27 protein-coding genes are annotated in these 25255 nt (G+C 51.8%); 10 read left to right on the top strand and 17 right to left on the bottom strand.

Annotation, left to right across the window (positions count from 1 at the left end; genetic code table 11):
• The first annotated feature begins 60 nt into the window (after nucleotides 1-60).
• Both ahpC and ahpF read left to right on the top strand, forming a co-directional pair.
• Nucleotides 61-624 (top strand): alkyl hydroperoxide reductase subunit C, encoded by a 564-nt coding sequence (ahpC, locus tag HV302_RS17645; RefSeq protein ID WP_004859485.1) that lies wholly within the window; start codon nucleotides 61-63, stop codon nucleotides 622-624.
• 155 nt (nucleotides 625-779) lie between these two features.
• A complete protein-coding gene (ahpF, locus tag HV302_RS17640; protein WP_181626362.1) occupies nucleotides 780-2345 on the top strand; it encodes an alkyl hydroperoxide reductase subunit F in 1566 nt (521 codons plus the stop codon).
• A gap of 249 nt (nucleotides 2346-2594) precedes the next feature.
• Here ahpF and uspG read toward each other — a convergent pair whose 3' ends face one another.
• Together uspG and rnk are read right to left on the bottom strand one after the other, a co-directional pair.
• Nucleotides 2595-3023 carry a universal stress protein UspG gene (gene uspG, locus HV302_RS17635; protein WP_016152215.1) on the bottom strand — a complete coding sequence of 143 codons (429 nt, stop codon included), beginning with the start codon at nucleotides 3021-3023 and terminating at the stop codon, nucleotides 2595-2597.
• A 186-nt stretch (nucleotides 3024-3209) separates the two neighbouring features.
• On the bottom strand, nucleotides 3210-3620 hold the full coding sequence (gene rnk, locus HV302_RS17630; protein WP_005120853.1) for a nucleoside diphosphate kinase regulator: 411 nt from the start codon (nucleotides 3618-3620) through the stop codon (nucleotides 3210-3212).
• A 275-nt stretch (nucleotides 3621-3895) separates the two neighbouring features.
• Between rnk and HV302_RS17625 the strand changes: the two genes are divergently transcribed.
• Together HV302_RS17625 and HV302_RS17620 are read left to right on the top strand one after the other, a co-directional pair.
• Nucleotides 3896-4726 (top strand): alpha/beta fold hydrolase, encoded by an 831-nt coding sequence (locus HV302_RS17625; RefSeq protein WP_049040661.1) that lies wholly within the window; start codon nucleotides 3896-3898, stop codon nucleotides 4724-4726.
• Between the two features lie 96 nt (nucleotides 4727-4822).
• Complete coding sequence (locus tag HV302_RS17620) at nucleotides 4823-5446, top strand: flavin reductase family protein (RefSeq protein ID WP_047359504.1); 624 nt, start codon at nucleotides 4823-4825, stop codon at nucleotides 5444-5446.
• Between the two features lie 41 nt (nucleotides 5447-5487).
• On the opposite strand, the gene rna is transcribed toward HV302_RS17620, so the two are convergent.
• The 8 genes from rna to citC form a co-directional block, all read right to left on the bottom strand.
• Nucleotides 5488-6294, bottom strand: coding sequence for a ribonuclease I (rna, locus tag HV302_RS17615; RefSeq protein ID WP_181626361.1), 807 nt, complete (start codon nucleotides 6292-6294; stop codon nucleotides 5488-5490).
• Between the two features lie 110 nt (nucleotides 6295-6404).
• Nucleotides 6405-7868, bottom strand: coding sequence for a citrate/succinate antiporter CitT (gene citT, locus HV302_RS17610; protein WP_016152219.1), 1464 nt, complete (start codon nucleotides 7866-7868; stop codon nucleotides 6405-6407).
• Between the two features lie 25 nt (nucleotides 7869-7893).
• On the bottom strand, nucleotides 7894-8799 hold the full coding sequence (gene citG, locus HV302_RS17605) for a triphosphoribosyl-dephospho-CoA synthase CitG (RefSeq protein ID WP_181626360.1): 906 nt from the start codon (nucleotides 8797-8799) through the stop codon (nucleotides 7894-7896).
• Complete coding sequence (gene citX / locus HV302_RS17600; protein ID WP_153646825.1) at nucleotides 8768-9322, bottom strand: citrate lyase holo-[acyl-carrier protein] synthase; 555 nt, start codon at nucleotides 9320-9322, stop codon at nucleotides 8768-8770. Before citX ends, citG begins: the two co-directional genes overlap by 32 nt.
• Nucleotides 9323-9325: 3 nt before the next feature.
• Nucleotides 9326-10858 carry a citrate lyase subunit alpha gene (gene citF, locus HV302_RS17595; RefSeq protein WP_155574051.1) on the bottom strand — a complete coding sequence of 511 codons (1533 nt, stop codon included), beginning with the start codon at nucleotides 10856-10858 and terminating at the stop codon, nucleotides 9326-9328.
• Between the two features lie 9 nt (nucleotides 10859-10867).
• Nucleotides 10868-11776 carry an aldolase/citrate lyase family protein gene (locus HV302_RS17590; RefSeq protein ID WP_016152223.1) on the bottom strand — a complete coding sequence of 303 codons (909 nt, stop codon included), beginning with the start codon at nucleotides 11774-11776 and terminating at the stop codon, nucleotides 10868-10870.
• Complete coding sequence (gene citD / locus HV302_RS17585) at nucleotides 11773-12069, bottom strand: citrate lyase acyl carrier protein (protein WP_003831276.1); 297 nt, start codon at nucleotides 12067-12069, stop codon at nucleotides 11773-11775. Before citD ends, HV302_RS17590 begins: the two co-directional genes overlap by 4 nt.
• The gene (gene citC / locus HV302_RS17580; protein WP_016152224.1) at nucleotides 12066-13142 is read right to left on the bottom strand and encodes a [citrate (pro-3S)-lyase] ligase; all 1077 of its coding nucleotides are present in this window, start codon (nucleotides 13140-13142) and stop codon (nucleotides 12066-12068) included. The genes citD and citC overlap by 4 nt, the downstream gene beginning before the upstream one ends.
• Before the next feature lie 389 nt (nucleotides 13143-13531).
• Here citC and dpiB point away from each other — a divergent pair, with 389 nt between their 5' ends.
• Nucleotides 13532-15193, top strand: coding sequence for a sensor histidine kinase DpiB (gene dpiB, locus HV302_RS17575; protein ID WP_181626359.1), 1662 nt, complete (start codon nucleotides 13532-13534; stop codon nucleotides 15191-15193).
• Nucleotides 15162-15842, top strand: coding sequence for a two-component response regulator DpiA (gene dpiA, locus HV302_RS17570; protein WP_016152226.1), 681 nt, complete (start codon nucleotides 15162-15164; stop codon nucleotides 15840-15842). Before dpiB ends, dpiA begins: the two co-directional genes overlap by 32 nt.
• Nucleotides 15843-15991: 149 nt before the next feature.
• Here the strand turns inward: dpiA and dcuC are convergent, their stop codons facing one another.
• On the bottom strand, nucleotides 15992-17374 hold the full coding sequence (gene dcuC / locus HV302_RS17565) for an anaerobic C4-dicarboxylate transporter DcuC (RefSeq protein WP_016152227.1): 1383 nt from the start codon (nucleotides 17372-17374) through the stop codon (nucleotides 15992-15994).
• A 451-nt stretch (nucleotides 17375-17825) separates the two neighbouring features.
• On the opposite strand from dcuC, the gene pagP reads away from it, so the two are divergent.
• Nucleotides 17826-18389 carry a lipid IV(A) palmitoyltransferase PagP gene (pagP, locus tag HV302_RS17560; protein WP_016155963.1) on the top strand — a complete coding sequence of 188 codons (564 nt, stop codon included), beginning with the start codon at nucleotides 17826-17828 and terminating at the stop codon, nucleotides 18387-18389.
• Between the two features lie 189 nt (nucleotides 18390-18578).
• Nucleotides 18579-18788 (top strand): transcription antiterminator/RNA stability regulator CspE, encoded by a 210-nt coding sequence (gene cspE / locus HV302_RS17555; RefSeq protein WP_000034825.1) that lies wholly within the window; start codon nucleotides 18579-18581, stop codon nucleotides 18786-18788.
• A 51-nt stretch (nucleotides 18789-18839) separates the two neighbouring features.
• Here the strand turns inward: cspE and crcB are convergent, their stop codons facing one another.
• Nucleotides 18840-19223, bottom strand: a complete 384-nt coding sequence (gene crcB / locus HV302_RS17550) for a fluoride efflux transporter CrcB (protein WP_003831281.1) — start codon at nucleotides 19221-19223, stop codon at nucleotides 18840-18842.
• Nucleotides 19224-19313: 90 nt separating this feature from the next.
• Between crcB and HV302_RS17545 the strand changes: the two genes are divergently transcribed.
• Nucleotides 19314-20102, top strand: a complete 789-nt coding sequence (locus tag HV302_RS17545) for a deaminated glutathione amidase (protein ID WP_181626357.1) — start codon at nucleotides 19314-19316, stop codon at nucleotides 20100-20102.
• Nucleotides 20103-20230: 128 nt separating this feature from the next.
• Nucleotides 20231-20434: a twin-arginine translocase subunit TatE gene (gene tatE, locus HV302_RS17540; RefSeq protein WP_016152230.1), complete on the top strand. Its 204-nt coding sequence runs from the start codon at nucleotides 20231-20233 to the stop codon at nucleotides 20432-20434.
• 76 nt (nucleotides 20435-20510) lie between these two features.
• Here the strand turns inward: tatE and lipA are convergent, their stop codons facing one another.
• From lipA to rlpA, 5 genes are all read right to left on the bottom strand, one after another.
• On the bottom strand, nucleotides 20511-21476 hold the full coding sequence (gene lipA / locus HV302_RS17535) for a lipoyl synthase (RefSeq protein WP_181626356.1): 966 nt from the start codon (nucleotides 21474-21476) through the stop codon (nucleotides 20511-20513).
• Between the two features lie 206 nt (nucleotides 21477-21682).
• Complete coding sequence (lipB, locus tag HV302_RS17530; RefSeq protein ID WP_181626355.1) at nucleotides 21683-22324, bottom strand: lipoyl(octanoyl) transferase LipB; 642 nt, start codon at nucleotides 22322-22324, stop codon at nucleotides 21683-21685.
• A gap of 96 nt (nucleotides 22325-22420) precedes the next feature.
• A complete protein-coding gene (gene ybeD / locus HV302_RS17525; RefSeq protein ID WP_003022706.1) occupies nucleotides 22421-22684 on the bottom strand; it encodes a DUF493 family protein YbeD in 264 nt (87 codons plus the stop codon).
• Between the two features lie 106 nt (nucleotides 22685-22790).
• Nucleotides 22791-24002, bottom strand: coding sequence for a D-alanyl-D-alanine carboxypeptidase DacA (gene dacA / locus HV302_RS17520; RefSeq protein ID WP_003022711.1), 1212 nt, complete (start codon nucleotides 24000-24002; stop codon nucleotides 22791-22793).
• A 142-nt stretch (nucleotides 24003-24144) separates the two neighbouring features.
• The gene (gene rlpA / locus HV302_RS17515; RefSeq protein WP_181626354.1) at nucleotides 24145-25254 is read right to left on the bottom strand and encodes an endolytic peptidoglycan transglycosylase RlpA; all 1110 of its coding nucleotides are present in this window, start codon (nucleotides 25252-25254) and stop codon (nucleotides 24145-24147) included.
• Between the last annotated feature and the right edge of the window lies 1 nt (nucleotide 25255).

The raw sequence follows: 25255 nt of genomic DNA, 5'->3' as shown, positions 1-25255 counted from the left end.
TAGCCCTGCGAAGAGATTTTCGTTAACTTATCTCTCAACGAAAACACGGAGGAAGTACAGATGTCTTTGATTAATACCAAAATTAAACCTTTCAAAAACCAGGCGTTCAAAAACGGTGAGTTCATCGAAGTAACCGAGAAAGATACCGAAGGTCGCTGGAGCGTCTTCTTCTTCTACCCGGCTGACTTTACTTTCGTTTGCCCGACCGAGCTGGGTGATGTGGCTGACCACTACGAAGAACTGCAGAAACTGGGCGTAGATGTCTATTCCGTATCTACTGACACCCACTTCACCCACAAAGCATGGCACAGCAGCTCTGACACCATCGCGAAAATCAAATACGCGATGATCGGCGACCCGACTGGCGCCCTGACCCGTAACTTCGACAACATGCGTGAAGATGAAGGTCTGGCTGACCGCGCAACCTTCGTTGTAGACCCGCAGGGTATCATCCAGGCAATCGAAGTTACCGCTGAAGGTATCGGCCGTGATGCGTCTGACCTGCTGCGTAAAATTAAAGCCGCACAGTACGTTGCCTCTCACCCAGGTGAAGTTTGCCCGGCGAAATGGAAAGAAGGCGAAGCGACCCTGGCTCCATCCTTAGATCTGGTCGGTAAGATTTAAGTCGCATAGTTTGTTGGCCGGATAAACGCAGTGCATCCGGCCATTCCACAGGCGCAAGTTTGCGCCTGTTTCATTCCAGCACCATGACGCAAGTTGCATTAATGCAGTCCCGCAAAGTCGGCTTGCATGATGATGTTTTCAGAGAGGGAAGAAGAATGCTCGACACAAATATGAAAACCCAGCTCAAGGCTTATCTTGAGAAACTGACCAAACCTGTTGAGCTGATTGCTACGCTGGATGACAGCGCTAAATCGGCAGAAATCAAGGAGCTGCTGACTGAAATTGCTGAACTGTCAGAAAAAGTCACCTTTAAAGAAGACAATACTCTGGCGGTACGTAAGCCATCGTTCCTGATCACCAATCCAGGTTCTCACCAGGGGCCGCGCTTTGCCGGTTCTCCGCTGGGCCATGAGTTTACCTCCCTGGTGCTGGCGCTGCTGTGGACCGGTGGTCATCCGTCAAAAGAGGCGCAGGCGTTGCTGGAGCAGATCCGCGATCTCGACGGTGATTTTGAGTTTGAAACCTATTATTCGCTTTCCTGTCATAACTGTCCGGACGTGGTACAGGCGCTGAACCTGATGTCGGTACTGAATCCACGCATCAAGCATACGGCGATTGACGGCGGTACATTCCAGAACGAAATTACCGATCGCAACGTGATGGGCGTTCCGGCGGTGTATATGAACGGCAAAGAGTTCGGTCAGGGGCGTATGACGCTGACTGAGATCGTGGCGAAAGTAGATAGCGGCGCAGAAAAACGTGCGGCACAAGAGCTGAACAAACGTGATGCTTATGACGTGCTGATTGTCGGTTCCGGTCCTGCGGGGGCGGCAGCGGCAGTGTACTCTGCACGTAAAGGTATTCGCACCGGTCTGATGGGCGAACGTTTTGGCGGTCAGGTTCTTGATACCGTTGATATTGAAAACTACATCTCGGTACCGAAAACCGAAGGCCAGAAACTGGCGGGCGCGCTGAAAGCACACGTTGATGACTATGATGTTGATGTGATCGACAGCCAGAGCGCAAGTAAACTGGTTCCGGCGGCGCAGGAAGGCGGTTTACATCAGATTGAAACGGCATCCGGCGCGGTGCTCAAAGCACGCAGCATTATCATTGCCACCGGTGCGAAATGGCGCAACATGAACGTTCCGGGCGAAGAGCAGTATCGCACCAAAGGCGTAACCTACTGCCCGCACTGCGATGGCCCGCTGTTTAAAGGCAAGCGCGTTGCGGTGATTGGTGGCGGCAACTCCGGTGTTGAAGCTGCTATTGATCTGGCAGGCATTGTTGAACATGTGACGTTGCTGGAGTTCGCACCTGAAATGAAGGCTGATCAGGTGCTGCAGAATAAGCTTCGCAGTCTGAAAAACGTCGATATTATTCTGAATGCGCAAACGACAGAAGTGAAAGGCGATGGCAGCAAAGTCACCGGCCTGGAGTATCGCGACCGCGTGAGTGGCGACGTTCACAGTGTGGAACTGGCGGGTATCTTTGTACAGATAGGTCTGCTGCCAAACACCAACTGGCTGGAAGGTGCCGTCGAGCGTAATCGCATGGGTGAAATCATCATCGATGCCAAGTGCGAAACCAGCGTGAAGGGGGTTTTCGCCGCTGGTGACTGCACCACCGTACCATATAAGCAGATCATCATCGCGACCGGTGAAGGCGCGAAGGCCTCATTGAGTTCGTTTGATTATCTGATTCGCACGACAGTAGCATAAAAAAGTAAGACTCACCTGCAATGCCAAAACCGTCAGCCATCCGCTGGCGGTTTTTTATTTCCACGCTTTCAGATTGTCAATTCTTGAAATAATAAACCGTGTAACACATTCATTTAATGAGTCTGACCATTAGTTTCATCAAAGAAAGATGAGGCGTTTTCTTTATTATATCAACCTGCATTACGTTTTCATTGTCACCCCTGTCAGGCGTTAACCTGGCAGGGGTTTTCTTTAGCAAATTAGAGACTATTAACGTACAACCAGCACTGGCAGAGTAGCGTGGCGAACAACGCTGGAAGCGTTTGAGCCAAGCAGATGAGTGCTGATTGATGGGTTGCGCGATCCAATGACGACCACATCCGCATTCAACTCTTCACCCAACTCGTTGACGACGTCACGTACGCTGCCAAAGCGGACGTGTTGTTTAATACGGGAAGGATCGATGCTGAAGTGACCGACCATCGTTTGCAGACGAGTTTCCGCTTCGTGTTGTAGATGCTCTTCAAAACGACGGACATCGGCTGCAAAGCGGTGCAGGCTTAAGCTTGCTGAGCCTGGCAGCACATGCAGCAGATGAATAACCCCGTTTTCCTGTGCCAGAAATTCTGCATGGCGAATAGCCTTATCGCTCAGTTCCATTTCGAATACATCAACAGGCATTATGATTGTGTTGTACATAAACATTCTCCTTGTCATTACATGAACACATATCAGCATAGTATTAAAAATGATTCTGTCAGTCACGACACAGATTTATGTTTTGCGAACAGGAGATAAGGTGAGGGTCAGGAGTTGGGGCTAACCGGAAAGAGGATGCGGATGCATCCCCTGTAAGATAAAGCGAGTGGCTTTGATAAGACAGAGTTAGCGCAGGTAGTCGCCCGCAGCTTCAGGTTGGTACTCAAGCTCAATGACTTCGAGGTGTGTTGAGGTCCCGCCTGGTAGTTCCCAGTGAATGGTGTCGCCAACGCGCAGGCCCAGAAGTGCAGCGCCAACAGGTGCCATTACCGAAAGCTGTGTGCTGCTGTCAGTCATATTGGCCGGATACACCAGGGTACGCACACGGACTTCGCCATCACTCAGATTGCGGAATTTCACGCGGCTGTTCATGGTCACGACATCGTGCGGCATGGTTTCTGGTGAACACATTTGGGCACGATCCAGCTCGGCGTTCAGGGCGTCGGCAATCGGTAAACCAGCAAACGCAGGTTGCTCCAACAGGCGGTCAATGCGTTCCGCATCGAGGTCGTTAATGATGATAGTTGGTCTGGACATTTGTTACTCCATGTCGTCGATACTGCGGGTGCGCAGGTAAATAATCCCAAAAGAAAACCCTCACCGTCAGGCGGCAAGGGTTTAGCTTTTATGATGATACTGAGACTTACCCCTGGTTTGAAGTGATTTAGTTCACATTCAGGCAAATCATCAATATTGTTGCGTATGGTGTGATTTTAGCCGAAAAACGCGATCGTTCTCCAATTTGCATTATGCTTTTTAAGCGCTCGCTGCGGGCGCGTCAAACAACTCAGTGTTCCGCGACAGGAGATCTCATGAGCCAGTACGACAAACTTACCTTGAAAGACGGCAGCTATTTGCATTTTAAAGATTGGGGAAGTGGGCAGCCTATCGTCTTTAGCCATGGCTGGCCGCTGACGGCAGATGCGTTTGAGGATCAGATGCTGTTCCTCGGGTCGAAAGGATTTCGTGTGATCGCCCATGACAGGCGTGGGCATGGGCGCTCAGCCCAACCCTGGGATGGTCACAATATGGATCAGTATGCTGACGATCTGGCTGAACTTACCGCGCATCTCAATCTTAAAGATGCCGTACATGTCGGACACTCTACCGGGGGCGGGGAAGTGGCGAGGTACATTGGACGCCATGGAACGCAGCGGGTAGCCAAAGCGGTGTTAATCGGCGCGGTGACGCCCATAATGATCAAGACCGACTTTAACCCAAATGGTGTGCCGAAAGAGGTGTTTGATGGCATCCGTGAGGGAGTGATAAACGATCGCGCTGCCTTCTTCTATGAACTGACAGCTGCATTCTATGGCTACAACCGCCCGGACGTAAATGCGTCGAAAGCCGTTCGTGAAAGCTTTGTTGAACAGGGCTTACAAGGTTCCATCAAAGCGTTGTACGACTGTATTCACGCGTTTTCAGAAACTGACCTGCGTGAGGATCTCAAAAAGATGACTATCCCGACGCTGGTGATCCATGGTGATGACGATCAGATTGTCCCGTTTGAAACCTGCGGAAAGGTTGCGGCGGAAATACTGCCGGACGCGCAGTTGAAGGTGTATGTTGGCGGTTCGCATGGCATTTGCACTACCCATAAACAACAGATCAACGGCGATCTGCTCAACTTTATTCAATCGTAATCTTTAGCGGATTGTTCTACGCTGATCTTCTTTTTCCAGGGAGATGAGCGAAGCATAATTTGTGCTGCGCTGATGTTAACTTCAACAGAGAACGCTATGTATTTCTATCAACCATCACAAGGACACGGCTTACCGCATGACCCGCTGAATGCCATCATTGGACCGCGCCCTATTGGCTGGATTGCCTCCCGCGACAGCGACGGTCGGCATAACCTTGCACCGTACAGTTTCTTTAACTGCTTTAATTATCATCCGCCGATTATCGGTTTCGCCAGTAGCGGCTGGAAAGATAGCGTGCAGAATATTATCGACACCGGTGAGTTTGTCTGGAATCTGACGACTCTTGAGCTGGCCAGCGCGATGAACGAAACGTCAGCCAGCTTGCCTCACGGCGAGGATGAGTTTTTTGCCGCCGGGCTTAGCAAAGCAGATAGTCGGATAGTCAGCGTGCCGCGCGTGGCGCAAAGCCCGGTCAATTTTGAGTGTCGCTTATCGCAAAGTCTGCAACTGACCACCGCTGATGGTTCGCCTGTTGAAACCTGGCTGGTGCTGGGAGAAGTGGTGGGTATCCATATTGATGAAACGCTACTGGAAGGCGGCATCTACCAGACGGCGAAAGCAAAACCGGTACTGCGTGCGGGCGGGCCAACGGCGTATTATTCGATCAGTGAAACACACCGCTTTGATTTAATTCGCCCGGATGCCCGTTCAAAACGCTAACCATATGGACCGACGCCAGCTTGCCGCGCCGGTCGTTATTTTCAGTATCCCACTTTGTCGATAATAAACTTTTTACCGCAGTTACCCGGATGCGGTTGCGGTAAGAATGACTGTGCGGATAACGTCTGGTTAATGGTGTCGGCTTTCAGGGACAACTGGATTTCTGTGAGATAGGCCGGATTGCCGTGGCAGCTTAGCTTCACGGCTTTGACGTTCTCTCTGCCCCAGCTTTTAGCGACGGCGGCGTCAAATGCGCTGCGGCTGACGGTTTTGCCGTAGTTTTCCGCGAGGAATTTGCCAGCCTCGCTGTTCTTAACCTCATTATTCATCCGTACCATCGTGCCGAAGTATGCGTCGGGATCAAAACCGAAACAGGCGCCATGTTTGGCATATTCGTAACGTTCCAGACAGGATCTCCCGCCGGCACCGGGCATTACGGCACTGAGTTTTGCCGCGCTTTCCAGTGACAGGCCCGTGTCGGGAGCCGCGCATTTACGGCTGGCGCGCGCTTCAGGCAGGTTGGGGATAGGGCGAGTCGCGCAGCCAAAGCGCATCCAGCGGCGGTTGTCTACTCCACGGGCGGCGATGGATTTTGGCAGGCTGGGCCATAAACCGTGAACGGTCAGGAAATCTGCTTTGTCCGCGCTCTCTTTTTGCAGACGACATTCGTCGGGCTCTTGACGATTTCTCTCGTGTTGGCTCTGACAAAATCCGGTTTGCCAGGAGAGGGCCAGCACGTAGCTGTCAAAATCAGCGTACTGTTTTGCCTGAAGTTCATCGGCCTGAGCCGCAGAAACTGGGAGCAGAAGTGCTGCCAGCAGCGAAGAATAACGCCATGTTGATGTCATGATGATTTCGGATACTTATATAAATTCTGAATATCATCTATTTAATCATAAAAAATGCCAGTCAGGTTTAGCTGACTGGCATCATTTTCATCAGGCGGGAACCCGAATGATTAGCTCCACATTGCCAGAATCGGCCAGCCGACCAGCAGAAGCATAGAGATGTAGATAACGCCGAAGATAGCACCCAGACGCCAGTAGTCTTTGGACTTCACATAACCGCAGCCGTAAATAATAACGCCAGGGCCAGTTGCATACGGAGTCAGACAGCCCATGATACCGATGGACAGTACCAGCAGGATACACAGGTGTTCCATCGGAACGCCCGGGATGCCTTTGCCGACGGCCAGAATAACCGGCAGCATGGTGGCGGTGTGTGCGGAAAGGCTGGCAAACAGGTAGTGAGCAAAATAGAACACCAGCACCAGAACGATCACGGTCGCGTTAGGCGAGAAGCCTTCCAGGTGCGAGCTCATCGTGTTGGCGAACCAGTCGATGAAGCCTGAACGGGTTAAACCATTCGCCATAACGACCAGCGTGGCGAGGTTAACCAGGGTGTTCCATGCGCTGTTATAACGGGTGATGTCTTTCCACGGGACAACGTGCAGCGCCAGCATCAGCGAGACTGCCAGCAGACCCACAGCGGTCGCATCAATCAGTTTACCGCCAAAGACCCACAGACCCAGGCTGAGCAGAACCAGACCGATCAGGGTCAGCTCTTTACGCGTCAGTTTACCCATGGTTTTCAGTTCATCACCAGCCCACGCGGCAACTTCAGCACTGTGAGTAACTTCTGGCTTGTAAAGAACATAGGACAGCCACGGAGCAACGATCAGCAAAATAATACCAACCGGCAGGAAGCTGAGGAACCATTGCAACCAGCTGATTTGAATACCGGCAATTTTATTGACGAATTCCAGACCCAGCACGTTAGGTGCAGCACCGGTAACGAACATAGAGGAGCTCAGGCTGGTACTGATTACCATCATCCACATCAGATATCCGCCGATACGGCGCGCGGACGGATCGTTCGGGAATGATTTAAACAGCGGCGGCAGGTTTTTGATAACCGGGAATACGGTACCACCGGTACGCGCGGTGTTGGACGGTGTAAACGGCGCCAGCAGAATGTCGATGATGACAATCGCGTAGCCCAGCGTCAGGGTGCGCTTACCCATGAATTTTACCAGGAACAGCGCGATACGACGACCCAGACCGGTGACTTCATAGCCCAGCGCGAAGATAAACGCGCCAAACACCAACCACACGGTAGTGCTGGAGAAGCCTGCCAGACCCCATTTCAGCGCTTGCTTACCCGCTTTAAACGCCGGGTCGGCCAGCTCTGAAGCATCAAACAGCAGATAGTTGCTGCCGATGACACAGATCGTTACGGCGATAAAGCTTATCGCTGTTGCCGGGATTGGCTCCAGGATCATCCCGACAATCATTGCCACGAAAACGGCAAAATAGTGCCAGGCCTGCGGGGGCATTCCATCAGGGACAGGGATAAGAAACATGACGCCCATTACGACCAATGGGGCCAGTAATTTCCATATTTTATCTTTTGCTAAAGACATGTGTGTGATTCTCCGGAAAGGATCTTTAATTGTGATAATGATGAACTTGTGAAATCTGAGCTAAGAACCAGGTGACGATCAGCAGATCGGCGCAGCCTCCTGGGCTGAGGTTGCGTTCAATGCACTGTTGGTCGAACTGGCGCAGGTATTCGAGATCGGCAGGGGTGCGAATCCCCCCTTGCTGCAATAGAGTTGTGGCCTGCTGCTGTAGCCAGCGCAGACCTTCTGCGCCGCCACGTGAAGCCACGTTGGTGTCGCCATTGATAGACATCAGCAGCAATAACGTGTCGAGTAGCGCCAGTTCAGGATCGCGGCCCTGAGCCAGCAGTGCGCGGTAGTGCGGCAGGGCATGCTGGATGACTAGCGGGTATCCCGCTTCGGCTTCGCCCCGTGCGCCGGTTAATCCCAGTTGCTGATAAAGACGTTGGCCAGCCGTGAGTTGTTGATTGTTCTGGCGCAGTTCGCGCTCGGTCAGGCCACGGCAAAATGTTGCTGCCGTTGAGCAAAGGGTTTCAGCGGTAACAGTCAGTTGGAGCTGGTGCAGGCGGCCAATGGCGGCACACAGCAGCCCCAGTGAAAAGATGCTCCCTTTATGGGTGTTTACCCCCTCGGTGGCGCGAAACATATCGGCTTCGCAGGCCATACCCAGTGGGCGCAGTCCTTTCAACACATCTTCGGGCGACAGCTGTGCGCTAAACGCCCCATATTCAATAAAACGCGGCAGCCAGGCCTGAATTGCTTCAGCGCTGCGATGAAAATCTTCCAGCGCCATATCTTTATGTGCGCCGTTGTTAATACGATCCACCAGACCCGGTTTGGGCGACAGGTTGACTTCAGTCAACATGGCCCGCCACGCAAGCGTTGCGTAAGCGTCAGGCAGATCCAGAGGAAGGACTGCGTTATTGGTTGATGTTGCGGGAATCGGCATCATGCAGCAGTGCCTCCATCTGAGAGAGTAAGTCGGAAAGCGCGTGGGTTTTACCCCGCGCGCATTCGGCAGCGCTTTGCTCGCACAGCAGACAGCGGCGGGCAGGGAGTGCGAAATGACGTCGGGACAGAATTTCCCCATCAGGGGTCAGGACATCGATGTCCCATAACCGTCCCAGCGGATGTGAATGCTCAAGTTCAATCGTGGCGAGCTTGAGATCGTGGGCCGGGGCCTCAATAGACAAAAGACCTTCCGGACCGCTGGCAGAAACCAGCGCCGTTTGCTCCCTGATAATCCAGGTGGATTTTTCCGCCAGCGCGAGCAGGGCGGTTACGCCGTGATTAAAGATGCGACGGGTTAATGCGCTGTCTTTAATCGGACCCGGTACGACCACGGTAAATGAGACCAGTGGCGCGTGATGACGCGTCAGCCAGGCATGTTGCCTTGCTTGTCTCTCATCCCGGCTGGCGAGCAGCTCGGGAATCGAAACCGCGTGTTGGGTGGCGTGTTCAGGGAGCAGGCGCATGGCTTATTCCTTCACCTGATGCACAACGTCAATCACCGAGCCATCGCGGTAACGCACAACGGCAATCACGCGGTCGGTGAATTCGATAGCGCGTGGCTGACCGGTGAGCTGCTGTGCACGTTCGCGCAGCCATTCAATGGACACCACTTTCATACCGGCTTCTTTCAGACGTTCAGCCAGTTCCGGACGCGCAGGGTTAACGGCGATACCGTGGTCAGTGACCAGGATGTCTACGCTGGAGCCCGGGGTTACGCAGGTCAGGACGTTATCAACCAGCGTCGGGATGCGTCCGCGAACCAGCGGAGCGACAATGATGGAAAGCGCAGCGGCAACCGCAGTATCGCAGTGACCGCCGGATGCGCCGCGCAGTACGCCGTCAGAACCGGTCAGTACGTTAACGTTGAAGCTGGTATCAACTTCCAGCGCACTCAGCACCACGACGTCCAGACGATCGACGGAGGCGCCTTTTGAGCCCCAGTTGGCATACTGGTTGGCACTGATCTCAATGTGGTTTGGATTGCGGGCCAGCGACTCAGCCGCGTTACGGTCAAAGCTCTGTACGTCCAGCAGTTTGCGAATCAGGCCTTTTTCGTGCAGGTCAACGATGGTAGCGGTGATGCCGCCCAGCGCGAAGTCAGCACGGATATCGCGGCTGCGCATCTTGTCTTCCAGGAAACGAGTAACGGCCAGAGAAGCGCCGCCGGTTCCTGTCTGCAGTGAGAAGCCTTCATTGAAGTAACCGGAGTTAGCAATGACGTCTGCCGCGCTACGGGCGATTAACAGTTCACGCGGGTTGGTGGTCATGCGTGTCGCATCAGCACCGATTTTGTCCGCATCGCCGACCTGATCGATCTGTACAATCAGATCCACTTGATCCTGCGTAATGCTGGCCGGGTTATGCGGATAGGTCAGCAGCTGTTCAGTCAGCAGGACAACCTGTTTTGCATTTTCGGCATCGACGCGGGCATAGCCCAGTGAACCACAGCACGCTTTACCGGTATAGCCGTTAGCGTTACCAAACTGGTCACAGGACGGTACGCCGAGGAATGCCACATCAATGCTGAGTTCGCCACTTTGCACCAGGTGTACACGGCCGCCATGGGAGTGGACCTGCACAGGCTCGGCCAGCAGGCCACGGGAGATCTCTTCCGCCAGCGGGCCACGCAGCCCGGAGGTGTAAATACGGCTGACCACGCCCTGACGGATGTGCTCAACCAGCGGAGCATGGCAGTCGCTCAGGGAGCTGGAGGCCAGCGTCAGATTTTTAAAGCCCATTCTGGCGATGGCGTCCATCACCAGGTTAATCGTCAGATCGCCACCGCGAAAAGCGTGGTGGAAAGAGATAGTCATGCCATCCTGTAAACCTGAACGACGAATGGCGTTTTCCAGGTTAGCGCACAGCTTCTTGTCGCGCGGTTTTTGCGCCTGTAATTCTACTTTTGCGGTGCTCTGATAAGCGGAAAGCTCACTTTCTGCATGACGGCTCCAGGTCGCCACGCGATCCTGGCGTTGAGACTGTTCGATTTTCTGCGTCATTTTTTTGCCTTATTCTTCGCGAATGCCGGAAAGTTCTGCACGGGAGATAACCAGAAGGGCGCGCTCGATAACCGGGCTGTCGACCATTTTGCCGTTCAGGGAAACTACGCCACGGCCTTCGCGAGCGGCGGCTTCAGCGGCTTCCACGACCAGGCGCGCGTGAGCCAGCTCTTTGCGTGTCGGCGCGTACAGGTTGTGCAGGAGCTCGATCTGGCGCGGGTTGATGAGCGACTTACCGTCAAAACCCAGTTGCTTGATGTGTGCGGCTTCATGCAGGAAACCCGCTTCGTTGTTGGCATCGGAATAAACGGTGTCGAACGCCTGAATGCCGGCAGAGCGTGCCGCCTGCAAAATAGAGCAGCGGGCAAACAGCAGTTCAGTCCCTTCCGGAGAGCGCTCAGTACGCAGGTTACGCACATAATCTTCCGCACCCAGTGCAATACCGATCAGGCGCTCGGAAGCGTGGGCAATTTCTACCGCGCGGGTAATGCCTAACGGCGATTCGATGGCAGCTAACAGACCGGTACTGCCGGGCTCACGGCCACAGGCTTTCTCGATACGCAGGATTTCGCTTTCGATGTCGATGACGTCCTGCGCGGTATCGGTCTTCGGTAAACGCACGATGTCAGCGCCGCCGCGTACCACGGCTTCGAGATCGTTAATGCCCCATTCGGAGTCGAGGGCGTTTACGCGCACGATAGTTTCAACGTCGTGATACAGCGGATGCTGCAGCGCGTGGTACACCATACGGCGAGCAGTATCTTTCTCGCGCAGCGCGACGGAGTCTTCCAGGTCGAACATCAGCGCATCTGCCGGATAGATGAACGAGTTGCTGACCATGGCGGCATTGGCGCCCGGTACGAACAGCATGCTGCGGCGGGTACGGGGTTTACGTTGCTGCAAAGATTCACTAATCACTGGCAATCCTCCCATGGCAGTGCAGGAATACCGCCAGCGCGGGCCAGTAGTGCTTCCAGTCGCGCACGTAAAATGCAGTCCAGTGCGCCTTTATCATCAACATTTAATTGCACGCCGCGTACGTTGTAGCGGGACAGAACGTCCAGAATGGTGGCCCGGATGGCATCACCGAACTGCTTTTCGACGCTACTGTTAACCTGCAGGTCAATATCCTGCGAATCGAGTGGGGCGATGCGAATCATCACATCACCGGACTCGAGTGTGCCTGCGACGGCTGCCTGGTTTATTTTCATTTTTCACCTGTTGCTAATGCGGGGGTATTTTGGCGGACTGCCGCACCCGATGAGGCCCGCTCAACCATGCTTTGCAGATAGTGCAGCGTGGCGTCAGGGACCAGGGATGCGATAGCCGTGAGATCTTTTTTAACCAGCAGCTTGCGCACCCAGGAGGCGGAAATCGGCATCTCCTGGAAGCACAGCCGCTCAATTTCCACCAGTTCAATCGGTGGGGCGGGAAGCGTTGGGGTCTCCAGCCAGTAGCGCATATCGTTGTTGTACTGGGAGGTGACGGTGCAATACGGCTCGGTACCGACGAAGCGGTGCGTGACGCCAAGAGCCGGGGCCAGATACTGGCGGAAGATTTTCAGGTCTATTTCGGTATAGCAGTGGTTAATAACGCTCTGCTCTTTGATGAAGTAGCACGGGAATGTGGCGCGGGAAATGATGTATTCCGAACCGCGATGAACGGTTAAACGTGGAATGTCTTTTGTCCCTTTAAGCACCAGATCCAGTCGGTCTTCATACGGAAAACGCGAGGTATCTTCTTTCACCAAAAACAGATGCAGCCAGTCACATTGCGCGGCTGCTTGTTGGATCAGAAAACGATGTCCGTTGGTGAAGGGGTTGGCGTTCATGACGATACAACCAATTTTTTTCCCTTCATGGCGCTGTTTCGCCAGTGATTCAGCGTAGCGTTTCAGACGTGTGGTGCTGTTTTCCATCAGCACCATAATGCCGGGAACGCTGGTCAGCGTAGAAAAACCGCACTGCTTAAACAGCGACTCGTACTCGGTTTTGGTATAGATGAAGAGGTGAGTACAGTGGCGCTCATAGGCGAGGTTGATTAACTCGGTCGCCAGCGTCAGCGCTAAGCCTTCACCCCTTACGGATTCGCAGATGGCGACGCACTTTATGATATTGCCGGCAATGCCACCGCAGGCAATCAGGCGGTCATCACGGGTGACGGTGATAAATACTTCGACAGTTGTATCAACGCTCAAATCATTCTCTTTCAGAAATTGCGCGATAGCCGCCATCTTTTTATTTTCTGAGCGTTTAACTTGCGTGAATATATTATTACCGAACATAGTGAATAGAGCCCCGATGCTATATTTGTTACTGGGTTTCTGTTTTTGTTGCTCTGTTTAGCAACCTGATAACTTCTTGTTTGCAATTGAAGGGAATGTTTTTTTATTACGGAGTATTTCTTTTTTTCCCTGCTGCATACATCGTAAGGAGTATTTTGGAGGTAATTTTTGATTTATTTCACAATAAGTTAGAAGGTTTTAATGTGTTTTATGGTTTTAAGTTTTTTAATTAATTTAACTCCGAAATAGCGTGTGGTTTTAATTTGTTTAATTGATTTAAGGTGGGGAATCTGCAACGATCCTGTTTTATACCGCGACTTGCAAATAAAACATTTTTATTACAACTACAATGAGAAATAAGTTTCGGGTATCGTCGCTGAGGAAGAAATATGGCAGAGCAGAAAAATAAAACACGGTTTCCTTTTTTTCGCAGTCTGGCGTTTCCATTGCGTATCTTTCTGCTTATTTTGGTCGTTTCTGTTTTTATTATCGCCGCGTTAGCACAATACTTTACCGCCAGTTTTGAAGATTATCTGGCAACGCATGTCCGCGATATGGCGATGAACCAGGCCAAAATCATCGCCTCTAACGACAGTATCATCGCGGCGGTGAAGCATCGTGATTACAAGCGTCTGGCGACCATTGCCGACAAACTGCAGAGCGGGACTGACTTCGACTATGTGGTGATCGGGGATACCAACTCTGTCCGCCTTTACCACCCAAATCCGGAAAAAATTGGCTACCCGATGCAGTTCACCAAACCCGGCGCGCTGGAAAGAGGGGAAAGTTACTTTATTACCGGCAAAGGGTCGATTGGGATGGCGATGCGCGCCAAAACGCCCATCTTTGATGACGATGGCAAAATCATTGGCGTGGTCTCAATTGGCTATCTGATCAGTAAGATCGATAGCTGGCGATCGGACTTTTTACTCCCAATGGCAGGGGTGTTTATCCTGCTGTTGCTGGTACTTATGCTGCTCTCCTGGTTATTTGCCGCCCATATTCGCCGGCAGATGTTGGGGATGGAGCCTAAGCAAATCGCGCGGGTAGTGCGTCAGCAGGAAGCGCTATTCAGCTCGGTATATGAAGGTTTGATCGCCGTGGACCCTGATGGGTATATCACCGCAATAAACCGCAGCGCGAGGAAAATGCTGGGGCTGTCTTCGCCTGGACGAAAGTGGCTTGGAAAACCGGTTAGTGAGGTGGTTCAGCCGACTGACTTTTTCACCCAGCAGATTGCGGAAAAACGACAGGACGCGATGGTGAACTTTAATGGCCTGAGCGTTATCGCTAACCGTGAGGCGATTCGCTCCGGCGATGAACTGCTTGGGGCAATCATCAGTTTTCGTAGTAAAGATGAAATTGCTACTCTTAATGCGCAATTAACGCAGATCAAACAGTATGTAGAGAGCCTGAGAACGCTGCGTCATGAACACCTTAACTGGATGTCGACCATTAATGGCCTGCTGCAAATGAAAGAGTATGACCGGGTGCTGGCAATGGTGCAGGGGGAGTCGCAGGCGCAACAGCAACTGATTGACAGCCTGCGCGGCGCGTTTGCCGATCGTCAGGTAGCCGGTCTGTTGTTTGGCAAGGTGCAGCGTGCGTGTGAACTGGGCCTCACTATGACTATCGTTCCTGGCAGTCAACTGCATCAACTCCCTGAGGGGCTGGATAGCACAGAGTTTGCAGCAATTGTTGGCAATCTGCTTGATAATGCATTTGAAGCGAGCTTGCGCACCCAGCAAGGCAACAAGATCGTCGAACTCTATTTGAGCGATGAAGGGGATGACGTGATCATCGAAGTTGCCGATCAGGGATGCGGTGTACCGGAAGCATTGCGTGAAAAAATATTTGAACAGGGTGTGAGCACCCGTACCGATGAACCAGGTGAACATGGCATCGGTTTGTATCTGATTGCAAGTTATGTGAGGCGCTGTAACGGGGTGATTACACTCGAAGATAACTCCCCCTGCGGCACCTTATTTTCTTTATTTCTTCCGAAAGTGAAAAAAAATAATGACGGAACCATTAACGCTATTGATCGTTGAGGATGAAACGCTACTGGCGGAAATGCATGCTGAATATATCCGCCATATACCCGGCTTCAGCCAGATTTGGCTGGCGGGTAATCTTGCGCAAGCGAGGATGATGATTGAGCGTTTTAAGCCCGGTTTGATTCTGCTCGATAACTACTTGCCGGACGGCAAGGGAATTACGTTGTTGCATGAGCTAACCCAGACGCGTTATCCGGGGGGCGTGGTGTTTACCACGGCGGCCAGCGACATGGAAACGGTCTCCGAGGCCGTGCGCAGCGGCGCGTTTGATTATCTGGTCAAACCCATTGCCTACGAGCGCCTGGGACAGACGCTGACGCGTTATCAACAGCGCAGACGCATGTTGGCCGGTAATGACAGCGCCAGTCAAAAGCAGATTGATGAAATGTTTAATGCTTATGCGCGCGGCGAACCGAAAGGCGATTTGCCGACCGGAATTGATGCGTTAACGCTGAATGCGGTGTTGAAATTATTTGCCGATCCGACGGTACATCATACTGCGGAAACGATCGCCCAGGCGCTCACTATCAGCCGTACCACCTCCAGGCGCTACCTGGAGTACTGTGCCAGCCGTCATTTGATTATTGCGGAGATTATTCACGGTAAGGTGGGGAGGCCGCAGCGTATTTATCACGGCGGCTAATTCACGTCATCCTTGAAGCTGCCTCTTTGTGGGCGGCGTGAAGAAACCCCAGTCACATAATTATCTATGGTACTGGGGATGTCTTCACTTGCCGCCTTGATGCAGCTTAAATGATTTTGCGTATCAAGGTCAGATGCTGACAGTTATCGTTAACCGCCAATCAGGGCGGACGTCGCCGGCACCATCACTTCAGTTGCGATAATCACAACCAGCAGTCCAACCAGTACCGGAACCGAGGTACGTTTCACTACTTCGAACGGAGAGATCTTTGCCATCCCTGCGACAGCGACAACCACACCGGAGACCGGAGAGATTGTGCGTCCAAGGTTTGATGCCTGCAGCATCGGGATAGCAAGGTAAGCCGGGTTAATGCCAGAAGAGTGCGCCAGTTTCGGGATCATCTCAACGAAGGCATAGAACGGTGCGTTACCGGACCCCGTGGTCATTGCCGCCAGCATAGTCAGGATCACCAGTACCAGCATCAGAATAATGCTCGCGGAGCCAAACGAGGTGGCGATAGAAATCAGACTCTGAATAAAGCCGATTGTGCTCAGACCCTGGGCAAAAACGCCCGCCGCGACTAACAGCATCACCACGTTAGCAAAGGCATCCGCCATACCACGGTAGGCGACTTCCAGACCCGAGAAAACCTTCTGGGTGTTGAATCCTCGTACGAACTCCAGTACAGCAGCGATGAGCATGCACAGCACCAGAATCGTAATGATATGCAGCTGTGGGCCCCATTTTCCATCGAAAATCAGGACGCCAACGATCGGGGTAAATGGCAAGATGGCGTAAAACGACGGGGCGGTAGTGGTAATTTCAGCCACATCTAACATTTCATGAGAAATGTTCTCTTTTTTATCCAGATAACGCTGCCAGAAAAAGTGGGCAATCGCCATAGCAATGATGGCGGCAATGGAAATTGGCAGCGTGGTTTTAAACGCGAAATCGATCAGCGGCATTTCCGCGGCTTTTGCAGCCAGCACTACATCACCGGATGTTGGCGAAAGAATAATAGCGGCTGGGGAGGCGCAAATGGCCGCTGCGGCGCCACGGCTAATCCCAACGTTAACCATGACCGGGAACAATGTCGCCATCAGCAATACGCCCAGACCGGTTGCTGAAGAGACCGCCAGGGACATCAGGCAGGCGACAAAATAGGCGGCAATCATAAGCAGATAAGGTGAATTGATATACTGCAGCGGCTTAGAGGCCAGCTTAACCACCATATCATTCGCGCCAATATGCGTCATGTAGGCGGCAAAACCACACAGCATCATAATCATCATGCCGAGATCGCCGCCACGGCTCATCAGCAAAATTTTAATATATTCAACAATGTCTGTTGCCGTATAGCCCGTTGTTGCTGCGCTAGACGGCAAAACTTTATGGCCCATCAACGCACTGATAATCAGCAAAACCAGACCGCCGACAAACAGTACGCCTGTCGCGGAATAACCTTTAATGATGTAGCGCGCTACACCCACAATAACCACAACCCCAATAAGGAGTTCAATAAATGTCAACATTGTTTCCCCTGTCGCATTGCTGCCCAGAAAGTTAAAAAACTAAAAAAAGTAAAAAGTGGTGACAGAATGTGCCTAATAAACCGATAACTCTTGCTGATTGAAATCAATAAAAATACGGATTCAAGCGATGGCTAAGCCGTTTTTTCAGCATCGCGATTAAAAAAAGAATATCACAATAAAAAACTGTGAAGCGCAGCGTTGGTGTGTGTGTTTTGTGGTGATATTGATGCTTTATTGTTAATTTATTGTGATGTTATTTAACTCTCGCCGCAGGAAAGCACAATTTATTGGCAATAAAGAGAAAATAGTTCCTATGAAATGGCTCAGTAAATAAAGGGGTAGGTTATAGGCTGAGGAATATTCTGATTTTTTATTTGCGCATTTTTGTTAAGCTGACATTAAGGTTGGGTTTGCTAAAATTAATAATAAATCCCAGGATGGTAATTAAGTTGTGATTTTCGCTAAACGATATTTTCTCATTTTTTCATTTATTTTTATTCAGTTAGCTTTCACTTCCCAGGCTGCTGCTGAAGATAAAGGCTGGTTTGCTACTTTTAAAGATAATGTCAGTGAAACCTGGCAGCAGCCGGAACATTATGATCTGTATGTACCTGCTATTACCTGGCATGCGCGTTTTGCCTACGATAAAGAAAAAACGGATCGCTACAATGAACGGCCGTGGGGTGCAGGATTTGGTCAATCCCGTTGGGATGATAAAGGTAACTGGCACGGACTTTATATCATGGCGTTTAAGGATTCCTACAATAAATGGGAACCCATTGGCGGCTATGGCTGGGAAAAAACCTGGCGACCGCTGGCTGATGAAAACTTCCATACAGGTCTCGGCTTTACCGCCGGTTTCACCGCGCGTGATAACTGGAACTACATTCCGGTACCGGTGCTGTTACCTCTGGCATCAATTGGTTATGGCCCGGCAACGTTTCAGATGACCTACATTCCTGGAACGTATAACAACGGCAACGTCTACTTTGCGTGGATGCGGTTCCAGTTTTGATGGACTACCTGTATTGTCAGGTAGTTTATTGGAAAGTCTTTTAAAAACATAGTGATAGGAAGTTTAACTGAAAAATAACGCGACATTTATCACTTTTTGATAAAGTTCGACTGGACAAAGTGCACCACAATTGTTGTACTGATACCCGACACAGCATTTGTGTCTATTTTTCATGTAAAGGTAATTTTGATGTCTAAGATTAAAGGTAACGTTAAGTGGTTTAATGAGTCCAAAGGATTCGGTTTCATTACTCCGGAAGATGGCAGCAAAGATGTGTTCGTACACTTCTCTGCAATCCAGACCAATGGTTTTAAAACTCTGGCTGAAGGTCAGCGTGTAGAGTTCGAAATCACTAACGGTGCCAAAGGCCCTTCTGCTGCAAACGTAATCGCTCTGTAAGCATACGACAGCAAGCATTCAAAACCCGCTTAATTGCGGGTTTTTTTCGCTTCAATGTGCGGGAGAAGCAGATACCAACCAGAATGCCAGGGCGGTCATCGCGAATGATCCCAACAGATTAACCAGTACATTCACCATAGCCCAACCAAAGCGTCCTTCCTGCAGTAAAAACACTACCTCAGCAGAGAAAGTGGAAAACGTTGTCAGTCCCCCGCAAAAGCCTGTAGTAATCAGCACCTTCCACATTGGGTCAATATTTGTCATGCGATTAAACCATGCCAGACCCATACCAATGATAAATGCGCCAAGTAAGTTTGCAGCCAGCGTACCGAATGGAATGGCCTGATGCAGCGGGTTAAACCGCATACTCAACATCCATCTTGCTACGCTACCTGTGCCACCACCGATAAAAACTGCTAAAAGGAGTTGTAACACTGCGTAATCCTGCTATTTGATTGTATAGAGGGTGAGTGTAACGCTGAATAATTGTTGTTGGCGAGCTTAACAAAGTTTTCTGGAGGGAATATGTTCGTTGCAGCAGGGCAATTTGCCGTGGGACCTTCATGGGAAAAAAATGCAGAAACCTGCGCCTTACTGATGTCTCAGGCTGCAGGAGAGGGGGCGTCGCTACTGGTATTACCGGAGGCATTGCTGGCGCGTGACGATTTAGACCCTGACCTGTCAGTGAAATCAGCTCAGCTTTTGGAAGGTGGGTTTCTTACGCGTTTGTTGCGAGAAAGCGCACAAAATGAGATGACGACAATCCTGACGATTCATGTTCCCTCTGTGCCTGGCCGGGCATTTAACATGCTGGTGGCGCTACGGGCTGGTCGGGTAGTGGCCCATTACGCTAAATTACATCTCTATGACGCCTTTTCGATTCAGGAGTCACGTAATGTCGATGCAGGGGACGCCATAGCGCCGCTGCTGGACGTAGGCGGATCAAAAGTAGGGCTAATGACCTGCTATGACCTGCGCTTCCCTGAGCTGGCGCTGGCGCACGCGTTGCAGGGGGCTGAGATTCTCGTTTTACCTGCGGCTTGGGTGCGGGGATCGTTAAAAGAGCATCATTGGGCCACGCTTTTGGCGGCAAGAGCGCTGGATGCCACGTGTTATCTGGTTGCGGCTGGAGAATGCGGCAACAAGAATATCGGCCAAAGCCGGGTCATCGATCCCTTTGGCGTGACTATTGCGGCGGCGGCTGAAACGCCCGCGCTCATTATGGCCGAGGTTTCCGCCGAGCGGGTCAGGCAGGTCAGGGCACAACTTCCGGTGTTAAGTAACCGACGCTTTGCGCCACCGCAATTATTATGACGTTTTTTTAAACAAGGCTTGATTCACCTTGTTACAGATTGCTATTGTGTGCGCGCGTCGAAAGGCCGTTAATATTCTCAGGTTAATATGGCGCTTTATGTAGCCTGGTTTAAGTCAAGAAGGTATCTATGGGTGAGATTAGTATTACCAAACTGCTGGTGGTTGCCGCACTGGTTGTTCTGCTGTTTGGTACCAAGAAGTTACGTACTCTGGGTGGAGACCTGGGGACGGCAATCAAGGGCTTCAAGAAAGCAATGAACGACGATAATGCCGATGCCAAGAAAGAGGCTGATGGTAGCGTTCAGGCTGAGAAGCTTTCTCATAAAGAGTAATACTGCAAACTCTGCATGAAAAAAACCGGCGATTTGCCGGTTTTTTATTGCTGATATGTAAGTGAGTATTACACGATTACTTCACTTCCAGCCCTTTGGCCTGCATGTCAGCATGGTATGAAGAGCGCACGAATGGACCGCAAGCAGCGTGGGTAAAGCCCATAGCCATGGCTTCTGCTTTCATCTCATCGAACTCATCCGGGCTTACATAGCGTTGAACCGGGAGGTGATGGCGGCTTGGCTGTAAATACTGCCCCAGCGTCAGCATGGTCACGCCATGGCTGCGCAGGTCGCGCATGACCTCAATGATTTCAGCATTAGTTTCACCCAGACCCACCATCAGACCCGATTTGGTCGGAATCTCCGGGTGCGCTTCCTTGAAGCGTTCCAGAAGCTTCAGCGACCAGTAGTAGTCAGCCCCAGGGCGTACATTACGATAAATACGCGGTACGTTTTCGAGGTTGTGGTTAAACACGTCCGGCGGCGTGGCTGTGAGGATATCCAGCGCGCGATCCATACGGCCACGGAAGTCAGGCACCAGCGTTTCGATTTTAATCGACGGGCTTTTCTCACGAATCGCGGTGATGCAGTCAGCAAAGTGCTGAGCGCCGCCGTCACGCAGATCGTCGCGGTCAACGGAGGTAATCACGACATAGCGCAGCGCCATGTCCGCAATCGTCTGAGCCAGTTTTAACGGCTCGTTGGCGTCAGGAGCAACCGGACGGCCATGGGCAACGTCACAGAATGGGCAACGGCGAGTACAGATTGCGCCGAGGATCATAAAGGTTGCTGTTCCGTGATTGAAACATTCAGCCAGGTTAGGGCAGGAAGCTTCTTCGCAGACAGAGTGCAGGCCATTTTTGCGCATTGCCGCTTTGATGCCCTGGATGCGAGTGGAGTCCGCTGGCAGTTTTATTTTCATCCATTCCGGTTTACGCAGCAGGGCTTCACGCTCTGTTGCCACATTTTTTACCGGGATAAGAGCCATCTTATCGGCATCGCGGTATTTAACACCGCGTTCCATCACAATGGGTTTACTCATAGCTTGCGTGTTCCAGTTGCGAATTACGAAGGAAAGCGTTTCAATTCAAGGGAATGTTGCATTTATCAACTATTTTTGAATTAGTGATACGCAGTATATCATTGAAACGGGCCAGAAAGCAGCCTGACAGGCTGGCAAAATGTAAAATAGTTGTTGTTTTGTGCCATTTGCCACAACATATGCCGTGGCAAACTATGACCGTATTTTCAGTCCGCAATGTACTCGTGCGGTGGGTTACCCAACAGCGCGAAGATGTTGGCCAGCAGGCGGGGGCGAATGCTCTCGGTCGTGGCCGTGCTATCCCACTGCGATACTTTCGCCATCTCCATCCCGGCATAACCACAAGGATTGATACGCAGGAAAGGCGACAAGTCCATATCCACGTTGAGCGCTAAGCCGTGAAATGAACATCCTTTACGGATACGTAATCCCAAAGAGCAGATTTTCTTCTCACCCACGTATACGCCAGGCGCATCGGCTCGCGGGTGGGCGTCAATGCCTATTTCCGCAAGGGTATTCACGACGGTTTGCTCCAGCAGCGTAACTAGTTCGCGAACGCCAAGTTTACGACGCTTCAGGTTCAACAGCACATACATGACTTGTTGGCCTGGCCCGTGGTAGGTCACCTGACCGCCACGATCGCTCTGGATCACCGGAATATATCCCGGCATCAATACGTGCTCAGCTTTACCTGCCTGACCCTGGGTGAAGACAGGATAATGCTCTACCAGCCAGATTTCATCATGACTGTTTTCATCACGGGTATCGGTAAATTCATGCATGGCCAGAGAGACTGGCTCGTAAGGTTGAAGACCGAGCTGGCGGACCAGAATTTTATCCTGATACAAAACGGCATCTCCGTAGAGAATGTTAAAGAGGGGAAAAGTATATCACAGGGGGGAGGGGTTACCCGAGCGGGGATGCAGCGGGTAACCGACAGGTTTTTACAGCACCATGCGTACGATATCGATATTGCCTAATTCTTCGTACAGCGTTTCAACCTGCTCAATGTGTGTAGCAGTGATGGTGATTGAGACCGAGTGGTAGTTGCCTTTGCTGCTCGGTTTTACCGTCGGAGAGTAATCACCTGGCGCATGGCGCTGTACCACTTCAACCACCTGATCAACCAGCTCAGGCAACGCCTGCCCCATTACTTTGTAAGTAAATGGAGTAGGGAATTCAAGCAGTTCGTTAAGTTTGGTTTTCATGTCAGCTCCGGCGTTACATCAAAAAATAATAACTCCCACTGCGCGTGGGAGTTATCTGGATACCTAGTATATGGGGACGTAAATCACACTTTCAAGTGTTCGATTTTTAGCCAAACCAGTGATGGAACATTAATTTAATGTAATCAATGATTTTCCCAAAGAAGTTGCCTTCAGGGATTTCCTGCAGCACCACCAGCGGACGCTGTTCAATGGTTTTGCCATCTAACTGGAAGTTGATAGTGCCGACAACCTGGTTTTTCTGCAGCGGGGCGTGCAGTTCAGTGGTGTTCAACACATAGCTGGCTTTCAGGTCTTTCATGCGGCCGCGCGGAATGGTCAGGTAGACGTCTTTATCAACGCCTAACGACGCACGATCGGTGTTACCAAACCAGGCAGGTTCTGAGGCAAATTCTTTACCCACTTTCAACGGGTTCACGGTTTCGAAGAAACGGAAGCCCCAGGTCAGCAGTTTTTTACTTTCGGTTTCTCGGCCTTTATAGGTGCGACCACCCATAACGGCGGAGATCAGACGCATCTGGCCTTCGGTTGCGGATGCAACGAGGTTATAGCCAGCCTTATCGGTGTGACCGGTTTTGATACCGTCGACATTCAGGCTGTTATCCCACAGCAGGCCGTTGCGGTTTAACTGACGAATGCCGTTAAAGGTGAACTCTTTTTCTTTATAGATAGAGTATTCGTTAGGCACGTCGCGAATCAGAGCCTGACCAATCATCGCCATGTCGCGAGCCGAGCTGTACTGACCGTCAGCATCGAGACCATGAACGGTCTGGAAGTGGGTGTTTTTCAGGCCCAGCGCATTCACATAGCTGTTCATCAGGCCGACGAAAGCATCCTGGCTACCGGCTGCGAAGTCTGCCATCGCCACGCACGCGTCGTTTCCGGATTGCAGGTTAATACCACGGATCAGCTGAGAAACAGGAACCTGCATGCCTGGCTTGAGGAACATCAGCGATGAACCTTTGAAGACCGGGTTGCCCGTAGCCCATGCGTCATTGCCGACGGTGACCAGATCGGTTTCTTTGAATTTCCCGGCTTTCATCGCCTGGCCGATGACGTAGCTGGTCATCATTTTGGTCAGACTGGCGGGGTCGCGGCGAGTGTCTGCGTTCTGTTCTGCCAGAACTTTACCTGAATTGTAATCAATCAGGATATACGACTCCGCATCGATCTGCGGAACACCCGGGATCATGGTTTTAATATTCAGGTCATCGGCATGGGCAGCAGAGAGAGAGGCTGCGCAGAGAGCCGCGGTGAGCGCCATACGCTGCACGAAACGAGCGGAAAAAGTGGTCTTCATGGTCTGAACTACGACGTCCGTGATGAAATTAAAAAAAGTGCCCTACTATAGCAAATGCATAACTGGCAGGCATCTGACTTTCCGCGTGACTTTGTTAATGTCATTTACAGAAACTGACAGTTCAGATACCTGATTTACGTTATTACACGCCGGTGATGAAGGACTGTAATTGCGCCTCGGATTGAAGACGCTGCTGCAATGTGGAGGCTTCAGCTTTGCTGGCAAACGGCCCCATCTGGATACGCCAGACTGCGCCGTTTTGTACCACCCGGCCAGGAACGCCAAACTGCTGGCTTAAACGCTTTTGATACTGCTGCGCGCGCGACTGCTCGCTGACGGCGCCAACCTGAACCACATAGCGTCCGTTGGCAGTTGCCGCAGGCGCAGGGGCTGTGACGGCTGCTGGTGTTGTTGCCGGCGCGGTTGACGTGACCGGTGCGGTGGTTGTCGATTGCGGCACCGGAGTCGGCTCGCTGCTTTCCAGCACGCCTGATGCGAGCGTGGTTGGCGCACCGAGGAATCCACTGCTGTTTACTGGCGCACCGGTTGGATCATCGCTTTTCAGCGTGGAATTGCTGATCGGACGAATATCGCCTTGCGGCTGACCTGCATCCGATGGCGAAGGCATGCTTCCCATATTGCCGCCACCGCTTAAATCAGGACGCGCAGGCAAGGCATAAGTTTGTTTCGCGACCGTGGTACAAGCCATACCCGGTCCGGACAATGAACCATCCGGGGCGACGATGATTGGGTCGATACGCACTTTAGTGTTGTTGGAGGTGTTCAGACGATCGGCTGCGGCGCGCGAAAGTGAAATCACGCGATCGTTGCCATAAGGCCCGCGATCGTTAATGCGCACGACGATCATCCTGCCGTTCGCCAGATTGGTAATTCTGGCATAGCTGGGGACTGGCAGCGTCGGATGCGCAGCGGTCAGCTGCATCGGATCGAACGCTTCGTCAGACGCGGTTAAGTTGCTTCCTGGTTCCGCATCATAGATAGCGGCAAGTCCGGCCTGGCTAAAGCGGGAGGGATCCTGCACGATTTTGTAGCTTTTACCATCACGCTGGTAGTCCTGATTCGCCGTTGGGTTCAGGGGTTCAAAGCGCGGATCGGCCCCGCTGATTTCAACAATCGGACCATTACACACCGCAGGCTGCGGCGCGACAGCAACCTGTTGCTGACCATCATCACTCGAACACGCCGCGAGCATTCCTGCTGCGATGCAGATACCAAGCCACTGCTTACGCATT

The organism is Citrobacter sp. RHBSTW-00859, assembly GCF_013729795.1.
GTDB classification, from domain to species: domain Bacteria; phylum Pseudomonadota; class Gammaproteobacteria; order Enterobacterales; family Enterobacteriaceae; genus Citrobacter; species Citrobacter braakii.
This window is presented reverse-complemented; position numbering and strand designations above follow the sequence as displayed.

Bases quoted from the DNA above. Each gene is read 5' to 3' on its own strand.
- dcuC (WP_016152227.1), bottom strand. From the start codon at position 17,374: ATGTTGACATTTATTGAACTCCTTATTGGGGTTGTGGTTATTGTGGGT.
- citF (WP_155574051.1), bottom strand. From the start codon at position 10,858: ATGACGCAGAAAATCGAACAGTCTCAACGCCAGGATCGCGTGGCGACC.
- HV302_RS17545 (WP_181626357.1), top strand. From the start codon at position 19,314: ATGTTCGTTGCAGCAGGGCAATTTGCCGTGGGACCTTCATGGGAAAAA.
- citG (WP_181626360.1), bottom strand. From the start codon at position 8,799: ATGATGCCGATTCCCGCAACATCAACCAATAACGCAGTCCTTCCTCTG.
- citD (WP_003831276.1), bottom strand. From the start codon at position 12,069: ATGAAAATAAACCAGGCAGCCGTCGCAGGCACACTCGAGTCCGGTGAT.
- citX (WP_153646825.1), bottom strand. From the start codon at position 9,322: ATGCGCCTGCTCCCTGAACACGCCACCCAACACGCGGTTTCGATTCCC.
- rna (WP_181626361.1), bottom strand. From the start codon at position 6,294: ATGACATCAACATGGCGTTATTCTTCGCTGCTGGCAGCACTTCTGCTC.
- ahpF (WP_181626362.1), top strand. From the start codon at position 780: ATGCTCGACACAAATATGAAAACCCAGCTCAAGGCTTATCTTGAGAAA.
- HV302_RS17625 (WP_049040661.1), top strand. From the start codon at position 3,896: ATGAGCCAGTACGACAAACTTACCTTGAAAGACGGCAGCTATTTGCAT.
- rlpA (WP_181626354.1), bottom strand. From the start codon at position 25,254: ATGCGTAAGCAGTGGCTTGGTATCTGCATCGCAGCAGGAATGCTCGCG.
- citC (WP_016152224.1), bottom strand. From the start codon at position 13,142: ATGTTCGGTAATAATATATTCACGCAAGTTAAACGCTCAGAAAATAAA.
- dpiB (WP_181626359.1), top strand. From the start codon at position 13,532: ATGGCAGAGCAGAAAAATAAAACACGGTTTCCTTTTTTTCGCAGTCTG.
- ahpC (WP_004859485.1), top strand. From the start codon at position 61: ATGTCTTTGATTAATACCAAAATTAAACCTTTCAAAAACCAGGCGTTC.
- cspE (WP_000034825.1), top strand. From the start codon at position 18,579: ATGTCTAAGATTAAAGGTAACGTTAAGTGGTTTAATGAGTCCAAAGGA.
- tatE (WP_016152230.1), top strand. From the start codon at position 20,231: ATGGGTGAGATTAGTATTACCAAACTGCTGGTGGTTGCCGCACTGGTT.
- citT (WP_016152219.1), bottom strand. From the start codon at position 7,868: ATGTCTTTAGCAAAAGATAAAATATGGAAATTACTGGCCCCATTGGTC.
- rnk (WP_005120853.1), bottom strand. From the start codon at position 3,620: ATGTCCAGACCAACTATCATCATTAACGACCTCGATGCGGAACGCATT.
- uspG (WP_016152215.1), bottom strand. From the start codon at position 3,023: ATGTACAACACAATCATAATGCCTGTTGATGTATTCGAAATGGAACTG.
- lipA (WP_181626356.1), bottom strand. From the start codon at position 21,476: ATGAGTAAACCCATTGTGATGGAACGCGGTGTTAAATACCGCGATGCC.
- dacA (WP_003022711.1), bottom strand. From the start codon at position 24,002: ATGAAGACCACTTTTTCCGCTCGTTTCGTGCAGCGTATGGCGCTCACC.
- ybeD (WP_003022706.1), bottom strand. From the start codon at position 22,684: ATGAAAACCAAACTTAACGAACTGCTTGAATTCCCTACTCCATTTACT.
- HV302_RS17620 (WP_047359504.1), top strand. From the start codon at position 4,823: ATGTATTTCTATCAACCATCACAAGGACACGGCTTACCGCATGACCCG.
- dpiA (WP_016152226.1), top strand. From the start codon at position 15,162: ATGACGGAACCATTAACGCTATTGATCGTTGAGGATGAAACGCTACTG.